At 60.2% G+C, this 21,434-nt stretch carries 22 protein-coding genes; 10 read left to right on the top strand and 12 right to left on the bottom strand.

The annotated features are described in order from the left end of the window. Positions 1–22: 22 nt before the first annotated feature. From ACR0NT_RS04715 to trxB, 4 genes are all read right to left on the bottom strand, one after another. Complete coding sequence (locus tag ACR0NT_RS04715; protein ID WP_170670534.1) at positions 23–1,741, bottom strand: bifunctional sulfate adenylyltransferase/adenylylsulfate kinase; 1,719 nt, start codon at positions 1,739–1,741, stop codon at positions 23–25. 205 nt (positions 1,742–1,946) lie between these two features. Beyond that, on the bottom strand, positions 1,947–3,617 hold the full coding sequence (locus tag ACR0NT_RS04710) for an adenylate/guanylate cyclase domain-containing protein (RefSeq protein WP_170670536.1): 1,671 nt from the start codon (positions 3,615–3,617) through the stop codon (positions 1,947–1,949). 58 nt (positions 3,618–3,675) lie between these two features. After that, a complete protein-coding gene (locus tag ACR0NT_RS04705; RefSeq protein ID WP_170440819.1) occupies positions 3,676–4,134 on the bottom strand; it encodes an RES family NAD+ phosphorylase in 459 nt (152 codons plus the stop codon). A gap of 4 nt (positions 4,135–4,138) precedes the next feature. Next, positions 4,139–5,080 (bottom strand): thioredoxin-disulfide reductase, encoded by a 942-nt coding sequence (gene trxB, locus ACR0NT_RS04700; protein ID WP_170670538.1) that lies wholly within the window; start codon positions 5,078–5,080, stop codon positions 4,139–4,141. 226 nt (positions 5,081–5,306) lie between these two features. On the opposite strand from trxB, the gene ACR0NT_RS04695 reads away from it, so the two are divergent. After that, positions 5,307–5,807 (top strand): Lrp/AsnC family transcriptional regulator, encoded by a 501-nt coding sequence (locus tag ACR0NT_RS04695; protein ID WP_170440823.1) that lies wholly within the window; start codon positions 5,307–5,309, stop codon positions 5,805–5,807. Positions 5,808–5,923: 116 nt separating this feature from the next. Here the strand turns inward: ACR0NT_RS04695 and ACR0NT_RS04690 are convergent, their stop codons facing one another. The 5 genes from ACR0NT_RS04690 to lgt form a co-directional block, all read right to left on the bottom strand. Further along, positions 5,924–6,706 (bottom strand): Hint domain-containing protein, encoded by a 783-nt coding sequence (locus ACR0NT_RS04690; RefSeq protein WP_170440825.1) that lies wholly within the window; start codon positions 6,704–6,706, stop codon positions 5,924–5,926. A 332-nt stretch (positions 6,707–7,038) separates the two neighbouring features. Further along, positions 7,039–7,167: a hypothetical protein gene (locus ACR0NT_RS04685; protein ID WP_480442649.1), complete on the bottom strand. Its 129-nt coding sequence runs from the start codon at positions 7,165–7,167 to the stop codon at positions 7,039–7,041. Between the two features lie 271 nt (positions 7,168–7,438). Further along, positions 7,439–8,197, bottom strand: a complete 759-nt coding sequence (pgeF, locus tag ACR0NT_RS04680) for a peptidoglycan editing factor PgeF (protein ID WP_170440827.1) — start codon at positions 8,195–8,197, stop codon at positions 7,439–7,441. Further along, positions 8,194–9,261 carry an SAM-dependent methyltransferase gene (locus ACR0NT_RS04675; protein ID WP_170440829.1) on the bottom strand — a complete coding sequence of 356 codons (1,068 nt, stop codon included), beginning with the start codon at positions 9,259–9,261 and terminating at the stop codon, positions 8,194–8,196. The genes pgeF and ACR0NT_RS04675 overlap by 4 nt, the downstream gene beginning before the upstream one ends. Beyond that, positions 9,258–10,145, bottom strand: a complete 888-nt coding sequence (gene lgt / locus ACR0NT_RS04670; RefSeq protein ID WP_170670541.1) for a prolipoprotein diacylglyceryl transferase — start codon at positions 10,143–10,145, stop codon at positions 9,258–9,260. The genes ACR0NT_RS04675 and lgt overlap by 4 nt, the downstream gene beginning before the upstream one ends. A 97-nt stretch (positions 10,146–10,242) precedes the next feature. Between lgt and ACR0NT_RS04665 the strand changes: the two genes are divergently transcribed. From ACR0NT_RS04665 to ACR0NT_RS04645, 5 genes are all read left to right on the top strand, one after another. Beyond that, positions 10,243–10,491 (top strand): accessory factor UbiK family protein, encoded by a 249-nt coding sequence (locus ACR0NT_RS04665; RefSeq protein WP_170670543.1) that lies wholly within the window; start codon positions 10,243–10,245, stop codon positions 10,489–10,491. Positions 10,492–10,803: 312 nt separating this feature from the next. Continuing rightward, the gene (locus ACR0NT_RS04660; protein ID WP_170440833.1) at positions 10,804–11,304 is read left to right on the top strand and encodes a YbjN domain-containing protein; all 501 of its coding nucleotides are present in this window, start codon (positions 10,804–10,806) and stop codon (positions 11,302–11,304) included. Between the two features lie 36 nt (positions 11,305–11,340). After that, entirely contained in the window at positions 11,341–12,156 is an 816-nt protein-coding gene (proC, locus tag ACR0NT_RS04655; protein ID WP_170670545.1) for a pyrroline-5-carboxylate reductase, read from the top strand. After that, a complete protein-coding gene (locus tag ACR0NT_RS04650; protein ID WP_170670547.1) occupies positions 12,149–12,487 on the top strand; it encodes a tRNA-binding protein in 339 nt (112 codons plus the stop codon). Before proC ends, ACR0NT_RS04650 begins: the two co-directional genes overlap by 8 nt. After that, on the top strand, positions 12,487–13,437 hold the full coding sequence (locus ACR0NT_RS04645) for a 2-hydroxyacid dehydrogenase (protein WP_170440838.1): 951 nt from the start codon (positions 12,487–12,489) through the stop codon (positions 13,435–13,437). The genes ACR0NT_RS04650 and ACR0NT_RS04645 overlap by 1 nt, the downstream gene beginning before the upstream one ends. Here the strand turns inward: ACR0NT_RS04645 and ACR0NT_RS04640 are convergent. Then, a complete protein-coding gene (locus ACR0NT_RS04640; protein WP_170440840.1) occupies positions 13,434–14,012 on the bottom strand; it encodes a thymidine kinase in 579 nt (192 codons plus the stop codon). The genes ACR0NT_RS04645 and ACR0NT_RS04640 overlap by 4 nt on opposite strands. Before the next feature lie 358 nt (positions 14,013–14,370). Here ACR0NT_RS04640 and ACR0NT_RS04635 point away from each other — a divergent pair, with 358 nt between their 5' ends. After that, positions 14,371–14,832, top strand: a complete 462-nt coding sequence (locus ACR0NT_RS04635) for a hypothetical protein (RefSeq protein ID WP_170440842.1) — start codon at positions 14,371–14,373, stop codon at positions 14,830–14,832. A gap of 40 nt (positions 14,833–14,872) precedes the next feature. On the opposite strand, the gene ACR0NT_RS04630 is transcribed toward ACR0NT_RS04635, so the two are convergent. Further along, the gene (locus ACR0NT_RS04630; RefSeq protein ID WP_170440844.1) at positions 14,873–15,430 is read right to left on the bottom strand and encodes a class I SAM-dependent methyltransferase; all 558 of its coding nucleotides are present in this window, start codon (positions 15,428–15,430) and stop codon (positions 14,873–14,875) included. A gap of 151 nt (positions 15,431–15,581) precedes the next feature. Beyond that, positions 15,582–16,706 carry a beta-ketoacyl-ACP synthase III gene (locus ACR0NT_RS04625; protein ID WP_170440846.1) on the bottom strand — a complete coding sequence of 375 codons (1,125 nt, stop codon included), beginning with the start codon at positions 16,704–16,706 and terminating at the stop codon, positions 15,582–15,584. Between the two features lie 167 nt (positions 16,707–16,873). Here ACR0NT_RS04625 and ACR0NT_RS04620 point away from each other — a divergent pair, with 167 nt between their 5' ends. From ACR0NT_RS04620 to ACR0NT_RS04610, 3 genes are read left to right on the top strand one after another with little or no spacing between them, the layout of a single operon-like run. Next, complete coding sequence (locus tag ACR0NT_RS04620) at positions 16,874–17,341, top strand: MarR family transcriptional regulator (RefSeq protein ID WP_170440848.1); 468 nt, start codon at positions 16,874–16,876, stop codon at positions 17,339–17,341. After that, the gene (locus tag ACR0NT_RS04615) at positions 17,338–18,375 is read left to right on the top strand and encodes an efflux RND transporter periplasmic adaptor subunit (RefSeq protein ID WP_170670549.1); all 1,038 of its coding nucleotides are present in this window, start codon (positions 17,338–17,340) and stop codon (positions 18,373–18,375) included. The genes ACR0NT_RS04620 and ACR0NT_RS04615 overlap by 4 nt, the downstream gene beginning before the upstream one ends. A 10-nt stretch (positions 18,376–18,385) precedes the next feature. Further along, entirely contained in the window at positions 18,386–21,427 is a 3,042-nt protein-coding gene (locus ACR0NT_RS04610; RefSeq protein ID WP_170670551.1) for an efflux RND transporter permease subunit, read from the top strand. Positions 21,428–21,434: the final 7 nt, after the last annotated feature.

Raw genomic sequence — 21,434 nt, 5'->3', positions numbered from 1 at the left:
TTTGAATGTTTCTGGTACCGGTTTACGACGCGGCGATCAGACCCATGCTTTCCAGCTTCAGCAGAACCTGATGGGCGCAGTTGTCGACGTCCACATTTTCGGTCTCGACGCTCAGCTCGGGGTTCTGAGGCACGTCATAGGGGTCCGAGATGCCGGTGAACTCCTTGATCTTGCCTTCACGCGCCAGCTTGTACAGGCCCTTGCGGTCGCGGCGTTCGCATTCTTCGATCGAGGTCGCAACGTGCACTTCGCAGAAGGCGCCGAACTGTTCGATGTCTTCCCGAACGGCGCGGCGGGTGGTGGCGTAGGGCGCGATCGGAGCACAAATGGCGATACCGCCATTCTTGGTGATCTCGCTGGCAACGTAACCGATGCGGCGGATGTTCAGATCGCGGTGCTCTTTCGAGAAGCCCAGTTCCGAGCTGAGGTTCTTACGCACGATGTCGCCATCCAGCAGCGTGACAGGACGGCCACCCATTTCCATCAGCTTGACCATAAGCGCGTTGGCGATGGTGGATTTGCCCGAGCCCGACAAGCCGGTGAAGAACACGGTAAAGCCCTGCCGGCTGCGCGGCGGTTTGGTCTTGCGCAGCTCGGCCACAACCTCGGGGAAGCTGAACCATTCCGGGATTTCCAGGCCTTCGGCCAGACGGCGGCGCAGTTCGGTGCCCGAGATGTTCAGGATCGTGACGTTTTCCTTGTCTTCGATCTCGTCATTCGGTTCGTACTGGGCGCGTTCCTGCACGTAGACCATGTGTTTGAAATCGACCATTTCGACACCGATTTCATCCTGGAACTGGCGGAACAGGTCCTGTGCGTCATAGGGGCCGTAGAAATCTTCGCCCTGGCCGTTCTTGCCGGGGCCGGCGTGGTCACGGCCAACGATGAAGTGGGTGCAGCCGTGGTTGGCTCGGATCAGGCCGTGCCAGACCGCCTCGCGGGGGCCAGCCATGCGCATGGCCAGGTTCAGCAGCGACATCGAGGTGGTCGAGGCCGGGTATTTGTCCAGCACCGCCTCATAGCAGCGCACGCGGGTGAAGTGGTCCACGTCACCCGGCTTGGTCATGCCGACAACCGGGTGGATCAGCAGGTTGGCCTGCGCTTCCTTGGCGGCACGGAAGGTCAGTTCCTGGTGCGCGCGGTGCAGCGGGTTGCGGGTCTGGAACGCAACGATACGGCGCCAGCCCAGTTTGCGGAAATAGGCGCGCAGCTCGTTCGGGGTGTCGCGGCGGCCGCGGAAGTCATAGTGAACCGGCTGTTGGATGCCGGTCACCGGGCCACCCAGATAAACTTTGCCCGCCACGTTGTGCAGGTAGTTCACCGCCGGGTGCGCATCGTCATCGGCGCCAAAGACCTTTTCGGCCTCGCGTGCCTTATCCGGGGTCCAGCGGTCTGTGACGGTCATGGTGCCGAGGATGACACCTTCCTGATCGCGCAGGGCGATGTCCTGACCCAGTTCGATGGTTTCGGCAAAGTCTTCGCTGACATCCAGCGTGATCGGCATCGGCCACAGGGTGCCATCGGCCAGGCGCATGTTTTCGACGACGTTGTCGTAGTCGGCCTCGGACAGAAAACCCTTGAGCGGGTTGAACCCGCCATTCATCAGAAGCTCCAGATCGCAGATCTGACGCGGGCTCAGGTCCCAGCTGGTCAGGTCGGCGGCTTCCACTTTCAGCTTTTGGGCCGATTCATAAGATACATACAGCTCGGGGATCGGAGCCAGATTGCTTAACATCGTCATGGGAATACTCTTGTCGAAGTGCGGTTTTACTGGTGTTTGCGGGGCATTTGCCCCGGCTGATGGTTGAAGTCCATATACATTCACGAAATTAAGGACGATATGCGCGGTTTTTGCCCGGATTGGAAGGAAATTTCGGTAGGTGCGGCTTTTTGCGATTTAAATCCCGCTGATGTGCGGTTGCTGTGCGAATTCAGCACATCCGTTCCTATCTTGTGGTGGCCAGCAGCAAGTCCGAGGCGCTGGTCACCGGCAGGGCGGGAATCGGGCGGGTCACGCCGCGCAGGTCAAAGGGTCTGATGCCATTCTGATCCCCCTCATACCCTGCCGCTTGCAGCAATTCGGCCGAGACCAGAAGCTCGACCCCCAGCGCTTTGGTTTCGCCCTCAAGCCGGCTGGCCACGTTGACCGCGTCACCGATGATGGTGCGCGCGGCATGGCCGGCAGCGCCGATTTCACCGAGCACCAGATCGCCCAGATGCAGCCCCATCCCGATACGTATGCGGGGGCTGCCCTCGGCCTCAAGCCGCTGGTTGAACTGCGCCAGAGCGCGGCTGACATCGGCCGCTGCCTTCAACCCCGCCCGGGCCGAGCTTTCGGTGTCGGGTGTTTCGAACACCGCCAGCAGGCCATCGCCCATGTATTTGTCGACCACACCGCCGTCAGTGGTGATCGCCGGAACAATGGCGTCGAAGAACCGGTTCAGCAGGAACACGATGTCATAGGGCAACTGGCCGGTGGTGCGCGAGGTGAACCCGCGCATGTCCAGAAACAGAACGGCCAGTTTACGCTCTTGCCCCTGGCTTGCATGCGCACGGTGCCGCCCGCCGTCCGGACGGAACATGCGAAACGCGGTGAGTGGCGCAATCGGGCAAATCTGACAGGCCAGCCGCGCCTCGTTGGGGGCACCAACAGCAGCAAGGCTGCGGGCCTCGATCTCGCTGGGGGCAGGAAGGCTGTCGGCGCCTTCCTCGACGATCACCCGACAGGTGGTGCAGCGCCCCTTGCCGCCACATAAGGCCGTGTGCGGAATGCCATTGGCCTGCGAAATCTCAAGCAGAGTCATGCCCTTTTCGGCCACAACCTCGGGGCCTTCGACATATTTCACCCGCACGGAATGCCGACGCCGCCAGAGCTTGCGGATCGCAAATACCGCCAGCGCTGCCCCCAGCGCGATCCAGAACGCCATCAGCGCATTGTCCTTGACGCTGAACATGGCCTCGAATGCCTCGGGTGAGGGCCAGTTGTAATGCTCGATATATTGTTCGCGCAGGAAAGGATCGGCGAAATCCGCCCAGATGCGCCGCCCTTCGGTCAGCAGCCCGGCCAGCGCAAAGGATGGGATAAACACGGCAACGCCGATCAGGTAGGGCACAGTTTTCGACCACCAGCGGGTCAGCCGCAGCCATCTGTGCAGCCCGATGCAGCCGTGCACCCAGACCAGCAGCAGCAGCAGGCTCTGCATCCAGATCACCGTACCGGGCCACATCAGGATGATGATATAGCCCATCTCGTCATTTACATCATAGATTTCATGCGCATAGCGCGTTTGCACGATATGAGAGATCAGTTGCAGCGGGATCAGCAGGCCAAGAACAACCTGCAATCCGGTTGCAAATGGCATCCGCAATGTTCGGCGTTGACTGATCGAATGCAGCGCCAGCCCGGCATGTACCAGCAGGGCGGCGTATAAGATCACGCTCATGGCGTCGTGACGGGTAACGGCTTTGCGGCCATCCTGCATTCCGTGCAGGTAGTCGGTGTGAAACAGCCCCAGCCCGATATTGATGAAGTGAAAGAAGGCAAAGGTAAACAGGATCAGGCCGCTGCCGATCCTCAGCCGGGTTGCCCACCCGCCTCGCCATAGAACGCTGTTCAATCAGATCACCTGCATTCGCGTTGTTTGAGAGCGAGTCTGATACGGGCGGGCGAACGGGTCAAGAATAAGACGGAACCCATTCGGTTGCCGCGGCGCCCGTGCGGATCAGGGCAGGGGAGATGTTGAAAAGCACGACATGGCTGAGTTCAGGGCGCGAGCGTGAGCTGTATAACAACCCGTCGGCGCCGATCGCATGGGCATCATCGGAAAACCGCCATGTCGGTGAGCGTCCTTGAATGTCGTGGATGCCCTGCCAGACAATCGAGGCCTCGGGGTGTCCGCGCAGGTCCGCCAGCCTTGCGCTGGTAATGTGCGCGCGTTGCATGACCCTTGGCGGGTCACCGTCCGACACATACCGCCGGATCGCGACCCCGGCACCCTCTGCGCTGAGAGAGGCATAAAGGGCTGTCTGACCGGAACAATGAAAACGCCCCTCGGGCGCCTGTGCGGGGGCCAGAGGGGCGTCGATCTGTGACAGAAACAGAATTCTCCAGACCGGGCCGGAGAATTCCAGCATTGGGTTAGTCCTGCTCCGCCAGAAAGCGTTCCGCATCCAGCGCGGCCATGCAGCCCATGCCGGCGCTGGTGACGGCCTGACGATAGATGTGGTCGGTCAGGTCACCGGCGGCGAAGACACCGGGGACCGAGGTCTCGGTCGAACCCGGCTTGGTCGCGACATAGCCGCCCATATGGGTTTCCAGCGTGTCCTTGACCAGTTCGTTGGCCGGGGCGTGGCCGATGGCAACAAAAACGCCCTTACAGGGAATCTCGGTGATCTCGCCGGTTTTGACGTTTTTGACGCGCACGCCCTCGACGCCCAGCGGGGCATCGGTGCCAACCACTTCTTCCAACTCGTGGAACCACAGCGGTTCGATCTTTTCGTGCTTCAGCAGCCGATCCTGCAGGATTTTCTCGGCCCGCAGCTCATCGCGGCGGTGGACCAAAGTCACCTTGCTGGCGAAGTTGGTCAGGAACAGGGCCTCTTCCACGGCCGTGTTACCACCGCCGATCACCACAATCTCCTGCCCGCGATAGAAGAAGCCGTCGCAGGTGGCACAAGCAGAAACGCCAAAGCCCTTGAATTTCTCTTCCGACGGCAGGCCCAGCCATTTCGCACGCGCGCCGGTGGCCAGAATGACCGCATCGGCGGTATAGGTGATGCCGTTGTCGCCCTTGGCGGTGAAGGGGCGTTTTGAAACGTCCAGATCGCTGATGTAGTCGCCGATCACCTCGCAGCCCATGGCCTGAGCGTGCTCCTGCATCTTGATCATCAGATCAGGCCCCTGAACTTCGGTGAAGCCGGGATAGTTCTCGACATCCGTAGTGGTGGTCAGCTGACCGCCGGGTTCGATGCCCTGAACCAGGATTGGCTCCAGCATCGCGCGGCTTGCGTAGACGCCCGCAGTATAACCGGCCGGTCCCGACCCGATGATCAGAACCTTGGTGTGACGTGTTTCGGACATGGTACCCCCGACTCGATATGCCTGATATGGGCGCGCGGCCCTTGGCCGATGGATATAGCGACCCCTGTGCCGCGCTTAAAGCCCCTTCCTGTTTCACACCCGCTATGTGCCGCGTGAATGGCGCGCAAAATAAGGACATTGAAAATAAACAATATTGCGCGACCACGAAAGATTATTGCGCATCCTCCGGGTGCTGATATAACAACCGAAAAATCAGGAGCATTTGATGGTCGCGATACGGCTGGATGAGATTGACCGCAAAATTCTGGCGGAATTGCAGGCAGACGGTCGCATGACCAATGTCGAGCTGGCAAAGCGCGTGGGTATTTCAGCGCCTCCCTGCCTGCGGCGCGTGCGGACATTGGAAGAATCGGGCCTGATCCGCGGCTACCATGCCGAAGTGAACTCGCGCGAGCTGGGCTTCGAGGTTCAGGTCTTTGCCATGGTCGGTCTGGAAAGCCAGGCCGAATCCGAGCTGAGCGCGTTCGAGGAACGCTGCCGCGAATGGCCTCTGGTGCGGGAATGCCACATGCTGAACGGCGAGGTCGACTTTATCCTGAAGTGCGTCGCACCGGATCTCAGCAGTTTTCAGCAATTCCTGACGGGCGAACTGCTGACCACCCCTAACGTGGCCAGCGTCAAGACCTCGCTGGTCATCCGCGGCGCAAAAGACGAACCCGGTGTGCCCTTCGATGTTCTGGAAGAACGAATGAGCCGGATGGCGTAAGCGCTGCGCCCTTCGGATGCGGCTTCATCGGTGGCAGAAAGGCTGCCACCGCCATGTAAAATACCCAACTTAACAATAACTGCATAATGCCCCCACATTGCAGAAAAAACCCGGATTCAGACGTTTATCGCATTGACCTCTCCGTCCCCGGCGCGTGGCAGAACCAGCGGCCCGAAGTCGTTCAGCGTGTCAATATGCGCGAACAGGTTCAGATAGATCGACTTCAGTGACCGGCTGACCTTGCGAATGGTGTTGACGCCGGGGTGATAGGATTCGAACTGCAGCCCGTCGACCCCGATCACCGCATGGCGCTTGAGACAGATGTGAAACAGCTCGACCGGCGTCGGCGGCAGTGTTTCGATGATGCTTGTGCCGTCCTGGAACTCGTGGACCGGTGTCAAAATCTGATCGTCGCCATGCAGATGCCGCAGGTGCGCAGGCGTTCCCAGCAACCGCGCGGACGGACCGGTGATGACGCCTGACATCGGTTTTTGCATACCGAACGTGTCGGCCATGATGCGCGTCAACGGTCGTGTTCGGCCGCGGGCGTCCGCACGTCCGGGCACCAGTGTGACCGATCCCTTCCACAGCACTGTTTCCGAGGTGCCGCTTTGGGTCAGTACCGTATCGCCGGGCATCAGGTCTTCGATCGCCATCGGCCCGAATTCCGTTTCAACCAGAGATCCGCGGGTAAAGGCGCAGAACGCGTCTTCGAACATGGGCAGGGCAGGCGCGATGTGACGGGTCTGCACGACATCCCCGTTTTTCATCAGTGTACTGACCTCAAAGCGCCGCAACTGCGCTTTTTTCTGTGTAGTCGGTCTTGGTGCGTCGCGCAGCAATGACGAGGTTTCAACGGCATTTCTGGCAGCGCGTGATAACGAATGTGGAATATCCATTTCAATTCCGTCCCCTCTGACTACCGCACAGGCAGGCTGAACCCCCGTACAGGCCCGCTTGATCGGTTTTACTCTTGTCTAGAAGGAAGCTGATGACCGCAGGACAGCGGGCTTGATCGGCGCTTGTCGCAACAAAAATCCCTACGCTATTAGTCACCACTTGTCCCCCAGACAAACTCATACAAACGCGGGCGAAATTGCCTACGCACACGTGCCCCTAACCTGAGCCGCTCGCAATATTGGCGTTCGGTCACACACCGGATCGGAGCCTTCCTCCGCTGTGCGTCTTTGGTTGTCCAAGAACCGGCAGCTTGGTTCGTGGAGCCTTGTGATCAGCGACGTGCCGCCAGACGGCGTGCGACTCTGACCGAATGGCTGGAAACCCGTTTCCACGGCATCTCCAGCTGGTGCTCTCTGGTGGCCGCAACCACGGCGCTGAGAAAGCGAGATTTCGTCTTCATGTTATGTCCTGCCCGACTTTGGGGACTGTCGCCCCGTTTTCCTCTGAGACCTTAATGTGCCGGACCAATGCGGCGGCGATAAGGCTGATCCGGGATGAATTCAGGACAAAGGACCGTTGGCGATACCTCTTTTCGGGTTACGTCACGCTCGACCGGAGTTTTGGTTGATAACCACCTGAGAGCGGACGATAAAAATCGAATTGCAGCGACTCAGATAGACAAAAGGATTGTGGCGAAAAAGCGGCGGAACTGCCGCAATCCAGGCGCGTTCTTAAAGTTTTATGGCTGAAATCAGGCGGCCATAATCGGCTTCTTTCGCGTGGGTCGACCGGCGGTAGGAATAGAATCTGTCCGGATCGGAATAGGTGCAGTGGCGTGTCCACTCGGCCTGACCGACCCCGGCCTGTCGCAATCGGTGCAGGCCAAAGGCGGGCAGGTCGAATTGCAGCCTGTCGCCTGTGCCATTTGCGAAGAATTGCAGGTTTTCCGGAGAATCGGCGACGAACTCGTCCAGAAACTCGGGGCCCACCTCATAGGCGCGTTGTGAGATCGACGGGCCGATCACGGCCACGGTGTTTTCCCGTTTCGCGCCCAGGGCTTCCATGGCGTCCAGCGTTGCCTCAAGCACGCCGTCCAGAGCACCCCGCCAACCGGCATGGGCAGCACCGATCACATTTGCGTCAGAGTCGGCGAACAGGACCGGCTGGCAATCAGCGGTAAGGATTGTCAGCGCCAGGCCGGGTGTCGCCGTGACCACCGAATCGGCCTTGGGTTTTTCGCCGTTGATGGGGGCATCGACGGTCAGAACGGTTGGCGAATGCACCTGATGAACGCCGATCAGCGCCTCGGGCGTGACGTCCATCGCCTGCGCCACCCGCTTGCGATTCACCGCGACGGCCTCGGTCTGGTCGGATGAGCCGTAGCCGCAGTTGAGGCCGGCAAACACGCCTGACGAGGCTCCGCCGCGTCGGCTGAAAAACCCGTGGCGCATGGGCGACAGCAAATCTGAGGTCAGTATCTCCAGGGTCATGGCTCCAGTCCCGGTGGCGGCGAGGAAGGGGTGGGGTAGAGGCCCAGCACCTTGAACAGGTTTCCCATTTCCTCGGGGTGGGTCAACCGGCGATGTGCAGCAACCAGCACTTCAAGCTCAGACCCGCCGAGCGGTGCGGCCAATGCTTGCGCGCGTGTGGTGATTCCCAGCCGTTCAAGGAACACGCCCTGCGGTGTCAGGCGTGAATGGGCGCATCCAGCGGCACGCGTCGCCAGGGCCAACGGTTCGAAATCCACATGCGCGGTCAGATCCGCCTGACCGGGCAGGGTCAAAGGATCAGTGCGTTCATGCGCCTGCAACGCCTGAAACGTATCGCCCTGCGAATGCCAGTCGCCGTAATCCACGATCAGCCCGGCACCGCCATGGGTGCCGATCCGCCCGGCGATCACGGTAATGATGGGAATCGCTGCTGCGCACAGCTCGACCAGATCGCCGTCCTTGGTGTCATCCAGCCGATCTTTCAGCGCAACCTGTTCGCCCTGCGGCCCCAGCCCCCAGGTCAGCGCGTCTCCATCCAATCCGATCAATCGCTCACGCCAGCCGTCGCCATCGCGCAGGAACTGGCGGATGGGCAGGGCGTCGAAGAACTCGTTCGCGACCAGAAACAGGGGTGCTTCGGGCAGGTCGGCAATCGAATCGATCCAGCGCGGATCATGGTCCTTCAACGCTTGCGCCTGCATGTCTCGCAGGGTGGGCGAAACCTCGACCAGTACCACCTCGGCGGCGTCATTGAATCCCGGCACGCGCGCCGTGGCGCGCAGCATATCTGCCATCAGCGTGCCGCGCCCCGGCCCAAGCTCGGCCAGTATGAAATGATCCGGATGCCCCTGATCCAGCCAGCTTTGCGCCAGCGACAGGCCGATCAGCTCTCCGAACATCTGGCTGATTTCCGGGGCGGTGATGAAATCCCCCTGCGCGCCCAGCGGGTCACGGGTGGTGTAATAGCCATGCGTCGGGTGCAGCAGGCAGTCCGTCATATAGTCGGCCACGCTCATCGGGCCGTCCTGCGCGATACGCGCCAGCAGATGATCTTTCAGACTCATACTGTCGATCTTGCACGCAGGGCGAACCACAAGCCAAGCGCGATCATCGGCAACGACAGCAATTGTCCCATCGTTAGGCCGTACCCGCCGACCTGCAGGGCCAGTCCCAGCGGATTACCGGGCGAGATGAACTGCGCGTCGGGCTGCCGGAAGAATTCGACAATGAATCGCGAGGCGCCATAGCCCGCCATGAACAGGCCCATGATCAGGCCGGGCTTGTGGAAGGCTCCGCGCCGATAAGCCAGCCACAGCAGCAGGGCGCCCAACAGCAGCCCTTCCAGCACGGCTTCATACAGTTGTGACGGATGCCGGGCGCACATGCCCGCGACTACGCCGGGACAGTCCTGTGCGGCTGCCCCCGGAAAGATCACGGCCCAGGGCAACTCGCTGGGTCGACCCCAGAGTTCGGCATTGATGAAATTCGCCAGCCGCCCCAGCAGCAACCCCGGCGGCACCGTATGGGCGATCAGGTCCGCCATTGACAGCATCGGAATCTGATGACGCCGCGCATAGAGGTAAGATGCAATCACAACGCCCAGCAGCCCACCGTGAAACGCCATGCCACCTTGCCAGACTTTCAGAATCTCCAGAGGGTTCGAAAGGTAATAGGAAGGCTGATAGAACAGCACGAACCCCAAACGCCCTCCGAGAATCACGCCGAGGATGATCCAGGTGATCAGGTCCTCAAGCTGTTCGGGCTTCATTGGCGGAATTTTGTCGGGCCACAGGGCTGGGCGCTTCAGCGCCATAACCCCCATCCGCCATGCAATCAGGATACCGGCGATATAGGCCAGCGCGTACCACCGCAGCGCGAACTCCATCCCGAACAGCGAGATCGAGAATAATTCGGGCGACAGATCGGGGAAATTCAGAACAGCCTGCATGTGCGTCTCATTGCCCGGGGTTTGCGGGGCAAGTCAACCTTGAGCCCGCGCCAATCATTCCCCATATAGAGACCAACCGCGATTTCGGAGTAAAGCCATGCAAACCCGCAACAAGATCCTCGACGACGTATCCCAGCTGATGACCAACGCCATGGGTGTGGCGCAGGGCGCGCGGGAAGAGGCCGAGAACGCGATGAAGTCGATGATCGACCGTTGGCTGGCCGACCGTGATTTCGTCACGCGTGAGGAATTCGATGCCGTCCGCGCGATGGCCCAGAAGGCGCGCGAAGAGAACGCAGCGCTTGAGACACGCATCGCCGCGCTTGAGGCGAAACTGGACAAGTAACGTCCAACTCAGAACTTTTCGAGAAAAAGGCATCCGTCGCGCAATCCGAGCCTGGGTTGTGCGGCGCTGTGTATCATGCCGCCTTGCGGAATTTAATCAAGACAAAGCTGCGTGATGTGCCAATATTTTGATCGTCGTTGCCTTCTGTCCACAACTTATTGCTGTTATCCCCAATAAATAGGGTTGCCAGAACCCATCTTGCATCGCACCATATTTAGTACAGGCCTATGGGGGAAGCCCGGCTTGTAGAGCAGGCAACTAGCGCTGGGGCGCTGCCAGCCCCGAAATGCTAGAGATTAGTGAGGTGGCATTATGGCCCTTTCCGAGCAGTTTCTCGAAGAAGACCTTCATCCGATCGATATTGTTGAACATTTGGCTGAACACCACGACTGGGACTTTGACCGGATCGGGGATGATCAGATCGCCATGGCTGTCGAAGGGCAGTGGCGCACATATTCGATCACTTTGGCCTGGTCGCACTATGACGAAACCCTGCGGATGGTCTGCTCCTTTGAAATGGAGCCACCGTCCGAGCGCGAGAGCGAGCTGTATGAGCTGCTGAACAAGATGAACGATCAGTGCTGGGCCGGGGCGTTTACCTATTGGGCCAACCAGAAACTGATGGTCTATCGGTACGGTCTGGTTCTGTCCGGCGGCCAGATGGCCAGCCCCGAGCAGATCGACACGCTGATCAACGCAGCGGTACTGAGCGCCGAGCGGTTCTACCCTGCCATCCAACTGGTCACATGGGGCAATCGCACCCCCGAAGAGGCGATGCAAGTCGCCATTGCAGAGGCCTACGGCCGCGCGTAAAGCTTTGCCCCAAGCCGACTAAGGGGAGGGGCAATCATGGACATGTCACGCGTCGCCGAGCAGGGGCTGGTGCTTCTGGGGTGCGGCAAGATGGGATCGGCCATGCTCGCCGGATGGTTGGAGCATGGCCTTCCTGCGTCAGCGGTCTGGGTGATCGACCCGAACCCCTCGGACTTGTTGAAGGCGCAGGACGTCAACATCAACACGCCTTTGCCCGAAGCGCCCGCGGTGGTGCTGGTGGCCGTCAAGCCGCAGATGATGGGTGAGGCTCTGCCCGCGATCAAAGCGCTGGGCGGCGGGGGCAGCTTGTTTGTGTCGGTCGCGGCGGGCACCTCGATTGCCACCTTCGAAACCGTATTGGGCGAGGGAACGCCGATTGTACGCGCCATGCCGAACACGCCTGCCGCGATCCGGCAGGGAATCACGGCGCTGATCGGCAATTCAATTGCCTCGGATACGGATGTCGCGCTGGCCCAAGATCTGCTGTCGGCCATTGGGGAAACGGTGCTGTTGCAGGATGAGGCGCAGATGGACGCCGTTACCGGCCTCAGCGGCTCGGGTCCGGCCTATGTATTTCACCTGATCGAAACGCTGGCCGCCGCCGGTCAGGCGCAGGGATTGCCGCATGAGCTGGCGATGAAGCTGGCCAAGTCCACCGTGGCCGGAGCAGGGGCTTTGGCTTTGGCGGCCGAGGAAGACCCCTCGCAGTTGCGCATCAACGTGACCTCGCCCAACGGCACTACGCAGGCCGCGCTTGAGGTGCTTATGCACGAGGAAGAAGGCTTCCCCGACCTGTTGCACCGCGCCGTCAAAGCCGCCACCGACCGATCCAAGGAGCTGTCCCGTGAGTGAGATTACCTTTGACGACTTCCTCAAGGTCGATATCCGTGTGGGTGAGGTGACCCGCGCCGAACCGTACCCTGAGGCCCGCAAGCCTGCGATCAAGATGTGGATCGATTTCGGCGATGAAATTGGTGAGCGGAAAACCTCGGCCCAGGTCACCGCGCATTACGATCCGGCGACGCTGGTGGGCAAGCAGGTGATGGCCGTTGTGAATTTCCCTCCGCGCCAGATCGGACGCTTCATGTCCGAGGTTCTGGTGCTGGGTCTGCCCGATGAAAACGGCGAGATCGTCCTGATCGGCCCGGATGGCGAAGTTCCTGTCGGCGGGCGGATGCACTGATGAAACTGTTTATTGCTCGTCCGATGACGGCTGCCGTCGAAGCCCGTGCTCGCGCCGAGTTCAATGCCGAGTTCCGCAGTGAAACGCTGCCGATGACCCACGATGAGATGCTGCGTGCGCTGACAGAGTTTGACGTGGTTGTCCCTACGCTGGGCGACCAATTCTCCGCCCAGGTTTTCGCCGAAGCGCCCAATCCCCGCTGCAAACTGCTGGCGAATTTCGGCGTCGGTTACAATCACATCGATGTGGACGCAGCCCGTGCCGCTGGCGTTGCCGTCACCAACACACCCGGCGCGGTGACCGATGCCACCGCGGACATCGCCATGACCCTGCTGCTGTCCACCGCCCGCCGCGCGGGTGAAGGTGAACGGTTGGTCCGTGCAGGCGACTGGCAGGGCTGGCACCCGACGCAGATGCTGGGCCATCACGTCACCGGCAAACGGGTCGGTATCGTCGGCATGGGGCGCATCGGTCAGGCCATCGCCCGCCGTTGCCATTTCGGATTCGGGATGCAGGTTGCCTATCAGTCCCGCAGTCCGAAAGATTTGGACTTTCCCGCCGAGTTCTTCCCCGATCTGGCCGCATTGGCGGCATCGGTCGATTTCCTGATTCTGGCGGTGCCCGGCGGCGCAGACACACGCCACCTGATCAATGCACAGGTATTGGAGGCGATGAACCCGTCGGCCATCCTGATCAACATCGCGCGCGGAGAGGTCGTGGACGAAGCCGCCCTGACCGTCGCACTGCAAGCGGGCCAGATCGCAGGTGCGGGGCTGGATGTCTACGAATTCGAACCCGCCGTTCCGCAGGCTCTGCGCGACATGCAGAATGTGACCCTGTTGCCCCACCTGGGTACCGCGACCGAGGAAGTGCGCACCGATATGGGCCATATGGCGCTGGACAACGTTGCGGCTTTTGTCGCGGGTCGGGCGCTGCCGAATCCGGTCTAGGGACCCACCGCCTCGCGCCAATGTTTGCGGCAGAGCGAGACATAGGTCTCGTTCCCGCCAATCTGCACCTGCGCGCCTTCGGTGATGGTATTGCCGTTCTCGTCCTGACGAATCACCATCGTTGCCTTGCGGCCGCATTTGCAAATCGTGCGGACCTCGCGCATCTCATCGGCCAGCGCCAGCAAGACCGCCGAGCCGGGGAACAGGTGACCCCGAAAATCCACTCGTAGCCCATAGGCCAGCACCGGAACACGCAGATCATCCACGGCGCGAGCCAGTTGCCAGACCTGGTCTTCGGTTAGAAACTGCGCCTCGTCGACAAAGACGCAGGCGATCGCGCCCTGGTTCAAGCGTGCTTCGATCATCGCAAACACATCATCGCCGACCGAGAATGTATCGGCATCGGCGGAAATCCCGATCCGCGAGGCGATCTTCCCCACTCCGGCCCGCCCATCCAGCGCGGCGGTCATAAGATAGGTGTCCATGCCCCTTTCGCGATAATTGTGCGAGGCCTGCAGCAACACGGTCGATTTGCCCGCGTTCATGGTCGAATAATTGAAGTACAGCTTTGCCATGCGCCCGGGTCTAAAACGCCTGACCCCCTTGGGCAAGATGCCAAAATCGGGGCAAAGAAACGACGTCGTCATTGTTGTTGCAGGGGCCGAGCGTAAAGCTCAAGGGGGATGGATCCCCCGCGTCAACAACAACGACGCCGATGGCCGACAGGCGGCCAATACAGAGCGGGGCTAAAATTCTGCCCCACAATTACTCATCACCGGCTGGAACTGCCGTCACTCACTCACAAAACCCCCGAATATCTGAGGGATAGCCAATGTATGACATTTCAATTATGAATCGAGTATGGGAAATTTCTTTTCCCTTTCCCCCACAGTGGCAGATGTTGTGGGGGAGACAGGCAGAAAAGGTAAAAACATGGCAGATATCGGGGCCTATCTGAAAAAGCACACAGAAGCATTGGTCAAAGATGTCGGCATTGAATCCGCATGTGAGATCACCGGCAAATCCAAGGCGACTCTGGGCCGGTATTACTCAGACAACGCCGAACATGTTGATCGGTTCATGCCGGTGGACGCAGTGGCCCGGCTTGAGGCCGTATCGACCTATCCGCACGTCACTTCGGCGCTGGCGGATCTGAAGAACATCACCTTGTCCTATGAGTGTCGCAATTCGGAAAAACCGCGCACTGGCGGGGTGAATTCGGACGTCATCGCCCTGAGCCAGCGGTTCGCGATGCTGATGACCGAGTATCAGGCCGCCATCGAAGACGGCATCATCACCGTGAACGAAGCCAAGCGGCTGCTGAAAGAAACCAGCCTGCTGCAACAGGTGCTGATCGAGATGAAACTGCATCTGGAAGAGGAAAGCGTGAGCTGAAGCTTGCTTGCTTTGGTCCTGGTTGTTCCTTCAAAAGTGTTCAGTCAGGTCGAATTGCGACGATGCCTCTGCTTGTTCGCGATGGCGGGCCCGAGGGGAAGGAATATAGCCGTTCAATCTCGAACCCCGCTGTCTGCAACAAACCCGTGATTTCGTCCTCGGAAAACGTTCGATGCCGCCATTGAAGCCAGATTATGACATTACACCAATGCGGTTTCGAAACGACAAGGTACAGGCGGCCACGTGGGCGCAAGTGATTGCGCATTTGCTCAAGCGCTGTCAGAGGATCGTCACAATGCTCAAGGACGTGCGCGGCCAAGGCAATATCTGCTGAATTCTGGGCTGTGCTTCCTAGTGCGTTCTGAATTAATGTGGGCTCTACGCTGCGCGCGCGCAGCGCGGCCTGACCTCGCTTTAGCATTGCGCTGCTTGGGTCAAGCAGGGTCATTTCTTCAGGAGGTCCGTAGATTGCGACCCACGCCTCGGCAAAAGCAGCTGTCCCCGCTCCGATATCAATGACGCTTAACCCCGCAACCGGACTTGACCGTGGCGAGGATAAAAAGCCGAGGTACGCGTCATAATATCCCAATGCGCGCATCTTGTCCCGCCACCGCGGCGCGGCGGCGTCATAGCGAGGCGTAGTTTCTGAGGTTGGATGCGCCATCAGGAATGGCTTGCCATAAATGAAGGCTCAAATCCAGACAATGCAAGCTCGGCGGCGTTCGATTGCAACGCAGTTTAATGTCGTTTTACCCGCGCCGCTTCACGATCACCGATCCCACCGAATACCCGGCGCCGAAGGAACAGATCAGGCCGACATCCCCGTCCGTCAGATCATCTGAATACTTGGAAAACGCGATGATGGACCCGGCTGAGGACGTGTTGGCATAGTCCTGCAGGATGTTGGGTTGCTCGCCTGCTTCTGGTTCGCGGCCCAGCACCTTTTTTCCGATGAAATCGTTCATCGTCTTGTTGGCCTGATGCAGCCATAGGCGTTTCAGGTCACCGCTGGCCACGCCTTCGGCCTCCATGTGATCCGAGATGTGTTTGCTGACCATCGGCAGCACTTCCTTGAACACCTTGCGGCCGTTCTGCATGAACTGCATGTCGCGCCGATCCACCACTCCGGCAGGCCGCGAGCGGCGCAGGAAGCCGTTGTTGTTGCGGATGTTGTTCGAGAACGACGTGGCACAGCGGGTCGAGAGGATTTCGAAATGCGGGCCCGTCGCGTCTTCGATCCGTTCGATCAGCGTGGCCGTGGCCACGTCTCCAAAGATAAAGTGGCAGTCGCGGTCGCGCCACTCCAGATGGCCCGAACAAATCTCGGGGTTCACCACCAGCGCCGACCGCACCGAGCCCGAGCGGATCATGTCCGCCGCCGCCTGAATGCCGAATGTGGCCGAGGAACAAGCGACGTTCATGTCGAAGCCGAACCCATTGATCCCCAGTGCCTGCTGAATCTCGATCGCAATCGCCGGATAGGCGCGTTCGTGGTTCGAGGCGGCACAGATCACCAGATCGACATCCTCGGCGCTGCGCCCGGCCTGAGCCAGTGCCTTTTTGCATGCGTCCACCGCCATTTCGGTCATGATGCCCGGCTCATCATCACTGCGCTGGCGCAGCAGGGGGTGCATCACGTCCGGGTCCAGAACGCCCGACTTGTCCATGACATAGCGGTTCTCGATACCCGACGCTTTTAGGATGAATTCTTCCGATGAATGCTGCATCGGCTCCATCTCGCCCGCTGCTATTGCGTCGGCATTCGCCGCGTTCTGCTTGTCGGCGTAGGCGTTGAAGGCGGCGACAAGCTCGGCATTGGTGATAACGTTTTCGGGGGTGAAAACACCGGTGCCGGTGATTGCAGGGGTATACATGGCGGGTCCTGGACGTTTCGAGTTGGCCTAAAATGCAGTCACATCCGGGTTTGATCAAGGTATGGTGACCTAACGGAATGCACGGGGGTTAATCTAATTCAGCTTCATATCTTGAATAGTTCGAAATTCGAAGTATATGACCAGCCTGACTCATCCGGAGGGTTCGTATGTCAGACGATATCAGCACCAGGCTAGGCCGGCTCAGCCCCGAAATTCAGGCCATCATGGGGGTGTATGCGCTGTATTGGAAACTGGAAGAGGCCTTTGACTGCGTCGAAACCGATCTCAGCCATCTTGAGTGCCACATGCTGATCAAGCTGGATCAGCCCAAGCGCATGGGCGTTCTGGCCGCCGACATGCTGACCGTTCCATCGACCATCACCGCAACGGCGGACGGTTTGGAAAAGGCGGGTCTGCTGACCCGCGAACGCGATCCTGAGGACCGCCGGGCCTGGCTGTTGGTTCTGACAGAGCAGGGACAAGAGATGCGTAACATGCTGGTGTCCGTGGCCGGAGACCTGTTCCACCGCGCCTCTGGCCTGGATGTGGACGAAACTGCCCAATTCGCGCGTTTGGCGCGCAAAATCCGAGACAACATTCTTAAAACGGGAATTCCCGAGGGACTGACGAAATGAAACTCCTCTCTGTTCTGAGCGCGACCCTGATCGCGCTGGCGACCACGGTTGTGGCGCAAGATACGGCCAAGCCGGTCAAACTGATGCAGGTGCGGGAAACCTCGCCCGGCTTTTCGCGGCAGTTTTTCGGGCGGGTGGCCGCCCGGCAGACTGTTGACCTCGCCTTTCAGGTGTCCGGTCAGATCGTGGAAATGCCGGTAAACGAAGGCTTTGTGATCCCCAAGGGCGAGTTGATTGCGCAACTGGATCAGGCCCCGTTCCAGCGCCGTTATGACCGGGCCGTGCTGCAAAAGGACCAGGCCGATCGGACCCTGGCCCGCCTGTCGCGTCTGCGTGGGACGACGGCCAGTCAGGTGGCGGTAGACGATGCGGAAACCGCCGCGCAACTGGCCGAGATCGCGGTGCGGGATGCGGAATACGATCTGGAACACGCCACGCTGTCCGCACCGTTTGATGCGCTGGTCTCAAGCCGGGCGGTCGAGGCTTTCACGACCGTGTCAGCGGGGACGCCCATCGTGCGCATTCATGACATGTCCGAGCTGCGGATCGAGGTCGACGTACCCGAGATACTATTCCAGCGGTCCTCGCAGGAAGATGACCTTACGATCACTGCGAAATTCCCAGCCAGCGACGAAGTGTTTCCCCTTCAGATTCGCGAGTTCGATGCCGAAAGCTCGACCGTCGGGCAGACGTTTCGCATCCAGTTTGGCCTGACCCCGCCCGAGGGGCTGCAAATCCTGCCCGGCTCGTCCGTGACGGTGAATGTTCAGGTTCAGGATGCCCGCACAGGCATCATCATTCCGGCCTCGGCCATCGTTGCCGATGCTGACGGTGCGTTGGGTGTGATGGTGTTTTCACCGGTTGGTGCCGATGAAGGAACCATCCGTCACGTGCCCGTCACCATCGAGCCGACCCAGACGGGTGATGTTCGGGTGCTGACCGGCCTGTCGGATGGTGACGAGATTGTCGTCGCCGGAGGCGGTGCGCTGACCGATGGTCAGGCCGTGCGCCGCTTTACCGGTTTTGCGAACTGAGGGTGGGCAAATGAACATCGCACGCGCCTCAATCGACCGGCCGCTTTATACTTGGCTGATCATCCTGTTTGCCCTGTTTGGTGGGGTCTGGGGGTTCCTGTCGCTGGGCCGCCTGGAAGACCCGGCTTTCACCATCAAAAACGCCGTTATCGCAACCCAGTATCCGGGCGCTACGGCGGAACAGGTGGCGTTGGAGGTTTCGGAGCCGCTGGAATCCGCCATTCAACAAATGGGTGAGGTCGATACAATTACGTCGGTCAACCAACCCGGTTTCTCGCTGATCGAGGTCGAGATCAAGTCGACCTATGACGGCACGGAACTGCCGCGTATCTGGACCGAACTTCGCGCCAAGACGCGCGACGCGGCGCGGAGTTTGCCTCCGGGTGTTGGCGCACCTTTGGTCAATGACGGGTTCGGCGATGTGTTCGGCCTGTTCTATGCCGTCACCGCCGAGGGCTTTTCAGACGCCGAGAAACACGAATTGGCAACCTTTCTGCGGCGCGAGTTGCTGACCGTTTCCGGTGTCGCCGATGTCGAGGTTATGGGCCTGCCGCAAGAGGCAATCTTTGTCGAACCCGATCTGGCCATTTCCGTGAACCAGAACGTGCCGATCCAGACCATCAACGACGCCATCGCCAACGCGGATTCCGTCAACGCGTCGGGATCCGTCCGGTCCGGTAATGACCGCACCACGATCCTGACGGCCGAAGGGTCGGATTCCGTCTCGGCCATTGCCGGATTGTCCGTAGGCTCGCAGGGGCAGGTGATCAACCTGTTCGATATGTCCCACGTGTTCCGGGGCCGTCAGACTGACCCGGACGTGATGATCCGGTTCAATGGCGCCGAGGCGTTCACGCTGGGTATCGCGGGCCTGTCGACCGAGAATATTGTCGAGGTCGGCCAGCGCGCCGATGCCAAGTTTGCCGAGTTGGACGCCCAAATCCCCTTTGGCGTGGAAATCCTGCCGATCTATCAGCAACATGTGGTGGTCGAGCAGGCCTCGAACGATTTCCTGAAAAACCTGGCGATGTCCGTCAGTATCGTGGTTGCAGTGCTGGGCATCTTCATGGGTTGGCGCGCGGCCGTGGTTGTGGGTTCGACCCTGCTGCTGACCGTTGTGGGAACTCTGCTGTTCATGTCGATCTTCTCGATCGAGATGGAGCGGATTTCGCTGGGCGCCCTGATCATCGCAATGGGGATGTTGGTGGACAACGCCATCGTGGTGGCTGAGGGGATGCAGATCGCCATGCTGCGCGGCAAGAATTCGCGTGACGCGGCGGATGAAGCGGCCTCGAAAACACAAATCCCGCTGCTGGGGGCAACGGTGATTGGCATCATGGCCTTTGCCGGGATCGGTCTCAGCCCCGATGCGACCGGCGAGTTCCTGTTCTCGCTGTTTGCGGTGATCGGTATCTCGCTGATGCTCAGCTGGGTGCTGGCGCTGACCGTGACGCCTTTACTGGGGCATTACTTCTTCCAGCAGGGCAAAGAGGGCGCGGTCGATGCTTACGGTGGCATCATGTTCCGCGTCTATGGGGCGATCCTGCGCTGGTCGCTGCGGATGCGCTGGCTGGTGATTGCCGCATTGGTCGGCGTTACCGTGGCGTGTTTCGCGGGCTTCGGTCTGGTAAAACAGCAGTTCTTCCCGGACTCGAACACGCCGCTGTTCTTCGTGCATTACAACCTGCCGCAAGGCACGCCGATTGCCCGCACCGCCGAAGACATGACCGTGTTCGAAGACTGGCTGGCCGAACGTGACGACGTGGTGTCGGTCACCACCTTTGTCGGGCAGGGCGCGACCCGGTTCCTGTTGACCTATTCGGCGGAAAAACCGAACCCCAGCTATGGTCACATGATTATCCGTACCAACTCGCTGGAGGACATTCCGGCGTTGCAGGCGGATCTTGAGGCGTTTGGTCAGGCCCAATTCCCCGAAGGGCAGTTCCGCACCAAACGGCTGATCTTTGGTCCGGGCGGCGGTGATCCGGTTCAGGCGCGGTTCTCGGGCAGTGATCCGGCGGTTTTGCGTGAACTGGCCGAGGCGGCGGTGCTGAAAATGCGCGAGGCCTCGCCCAACGCGCTGAACGTCTATCACGACTGGCGCGTGCAGGAACTGGCAGTGCAGCCGATCTACGCGACCGAGCGAGCGCAGACCGCCGGTGTTTCGCGCGAAGACATTGCCGCAACGCTGCAGTTTTCGACAGACGGGATCACCGCTGGCGGATTCCGCGAGCGGGACCGCCTGATCCCCATCATCCTGCGCCGCCCTGCGGACGGGGATTATTCGATCGTCGATCAGGTCGTGTACTCGGATCAGTCCGAAAGGTTTGTGCCGATTGAGCAAATGGTCGACGGGTTCGAATACAAACCGCTCAACACGCTGGTCCATCGCCGCGACCGGGTTCTGACGATCACCGTGGGGGCCGACATCCCACCCGACATGACGGCGGCTCAGGTCCACTCGGAAGTCCGCGCCGCCATCGAGGGCATGGACCTGCCGCCGGGTTACCGGATGGAATGGGGTGGCGAGTTTGAAAACGCAGGTGAAGCCAACGAAAGCCTTGGGCGTCAGCTGCCGCTGAGCCTGCTGATCATGGTGCTGATCTCGGTGCTGATTTTCAACGCCATCCGGCAGCCGATCATCATCTGGCTGCTGGTGCCGATGTCGGTGAACGGGGTGGTGATCGGCCTGCTGGGCACTGGTCTGCCGTTCACCTTTACCGCGTTGCTGGGCTTGCTCAGCCTGTCGGGGATGCTGATCAAGAACGGCATCGTTCTGGTCGAGGAGATCGATCTGGTCCGCGCCACCGGCAAACCTCTGCGCGAGGCGATTGTCGAGGCCTCGGTCTCGCGTCTGCGCCCCGTGATGCTGGCCGCAATCACCACCATTCTGGGGATGGCACCGCTGCTGACGGATGCGTTCTTCCGGTCCATGGCGGTGACGATCATGGGAGGTCTGGCCTTTGCCACGATTCTGACGATGGTTGCGGCGCCGGTTTTCTACCTCGTGTTCTTCGCGCGGGATGAAAAACGCGAGGCCGCAGCAGCCTGACGAATAC

Source organism: Ruegeria sp. AB10 (assembly GCF_056542745.1).
This window is presented reverse-complemented; position numbering and strand designations above follow the sequence as displayed.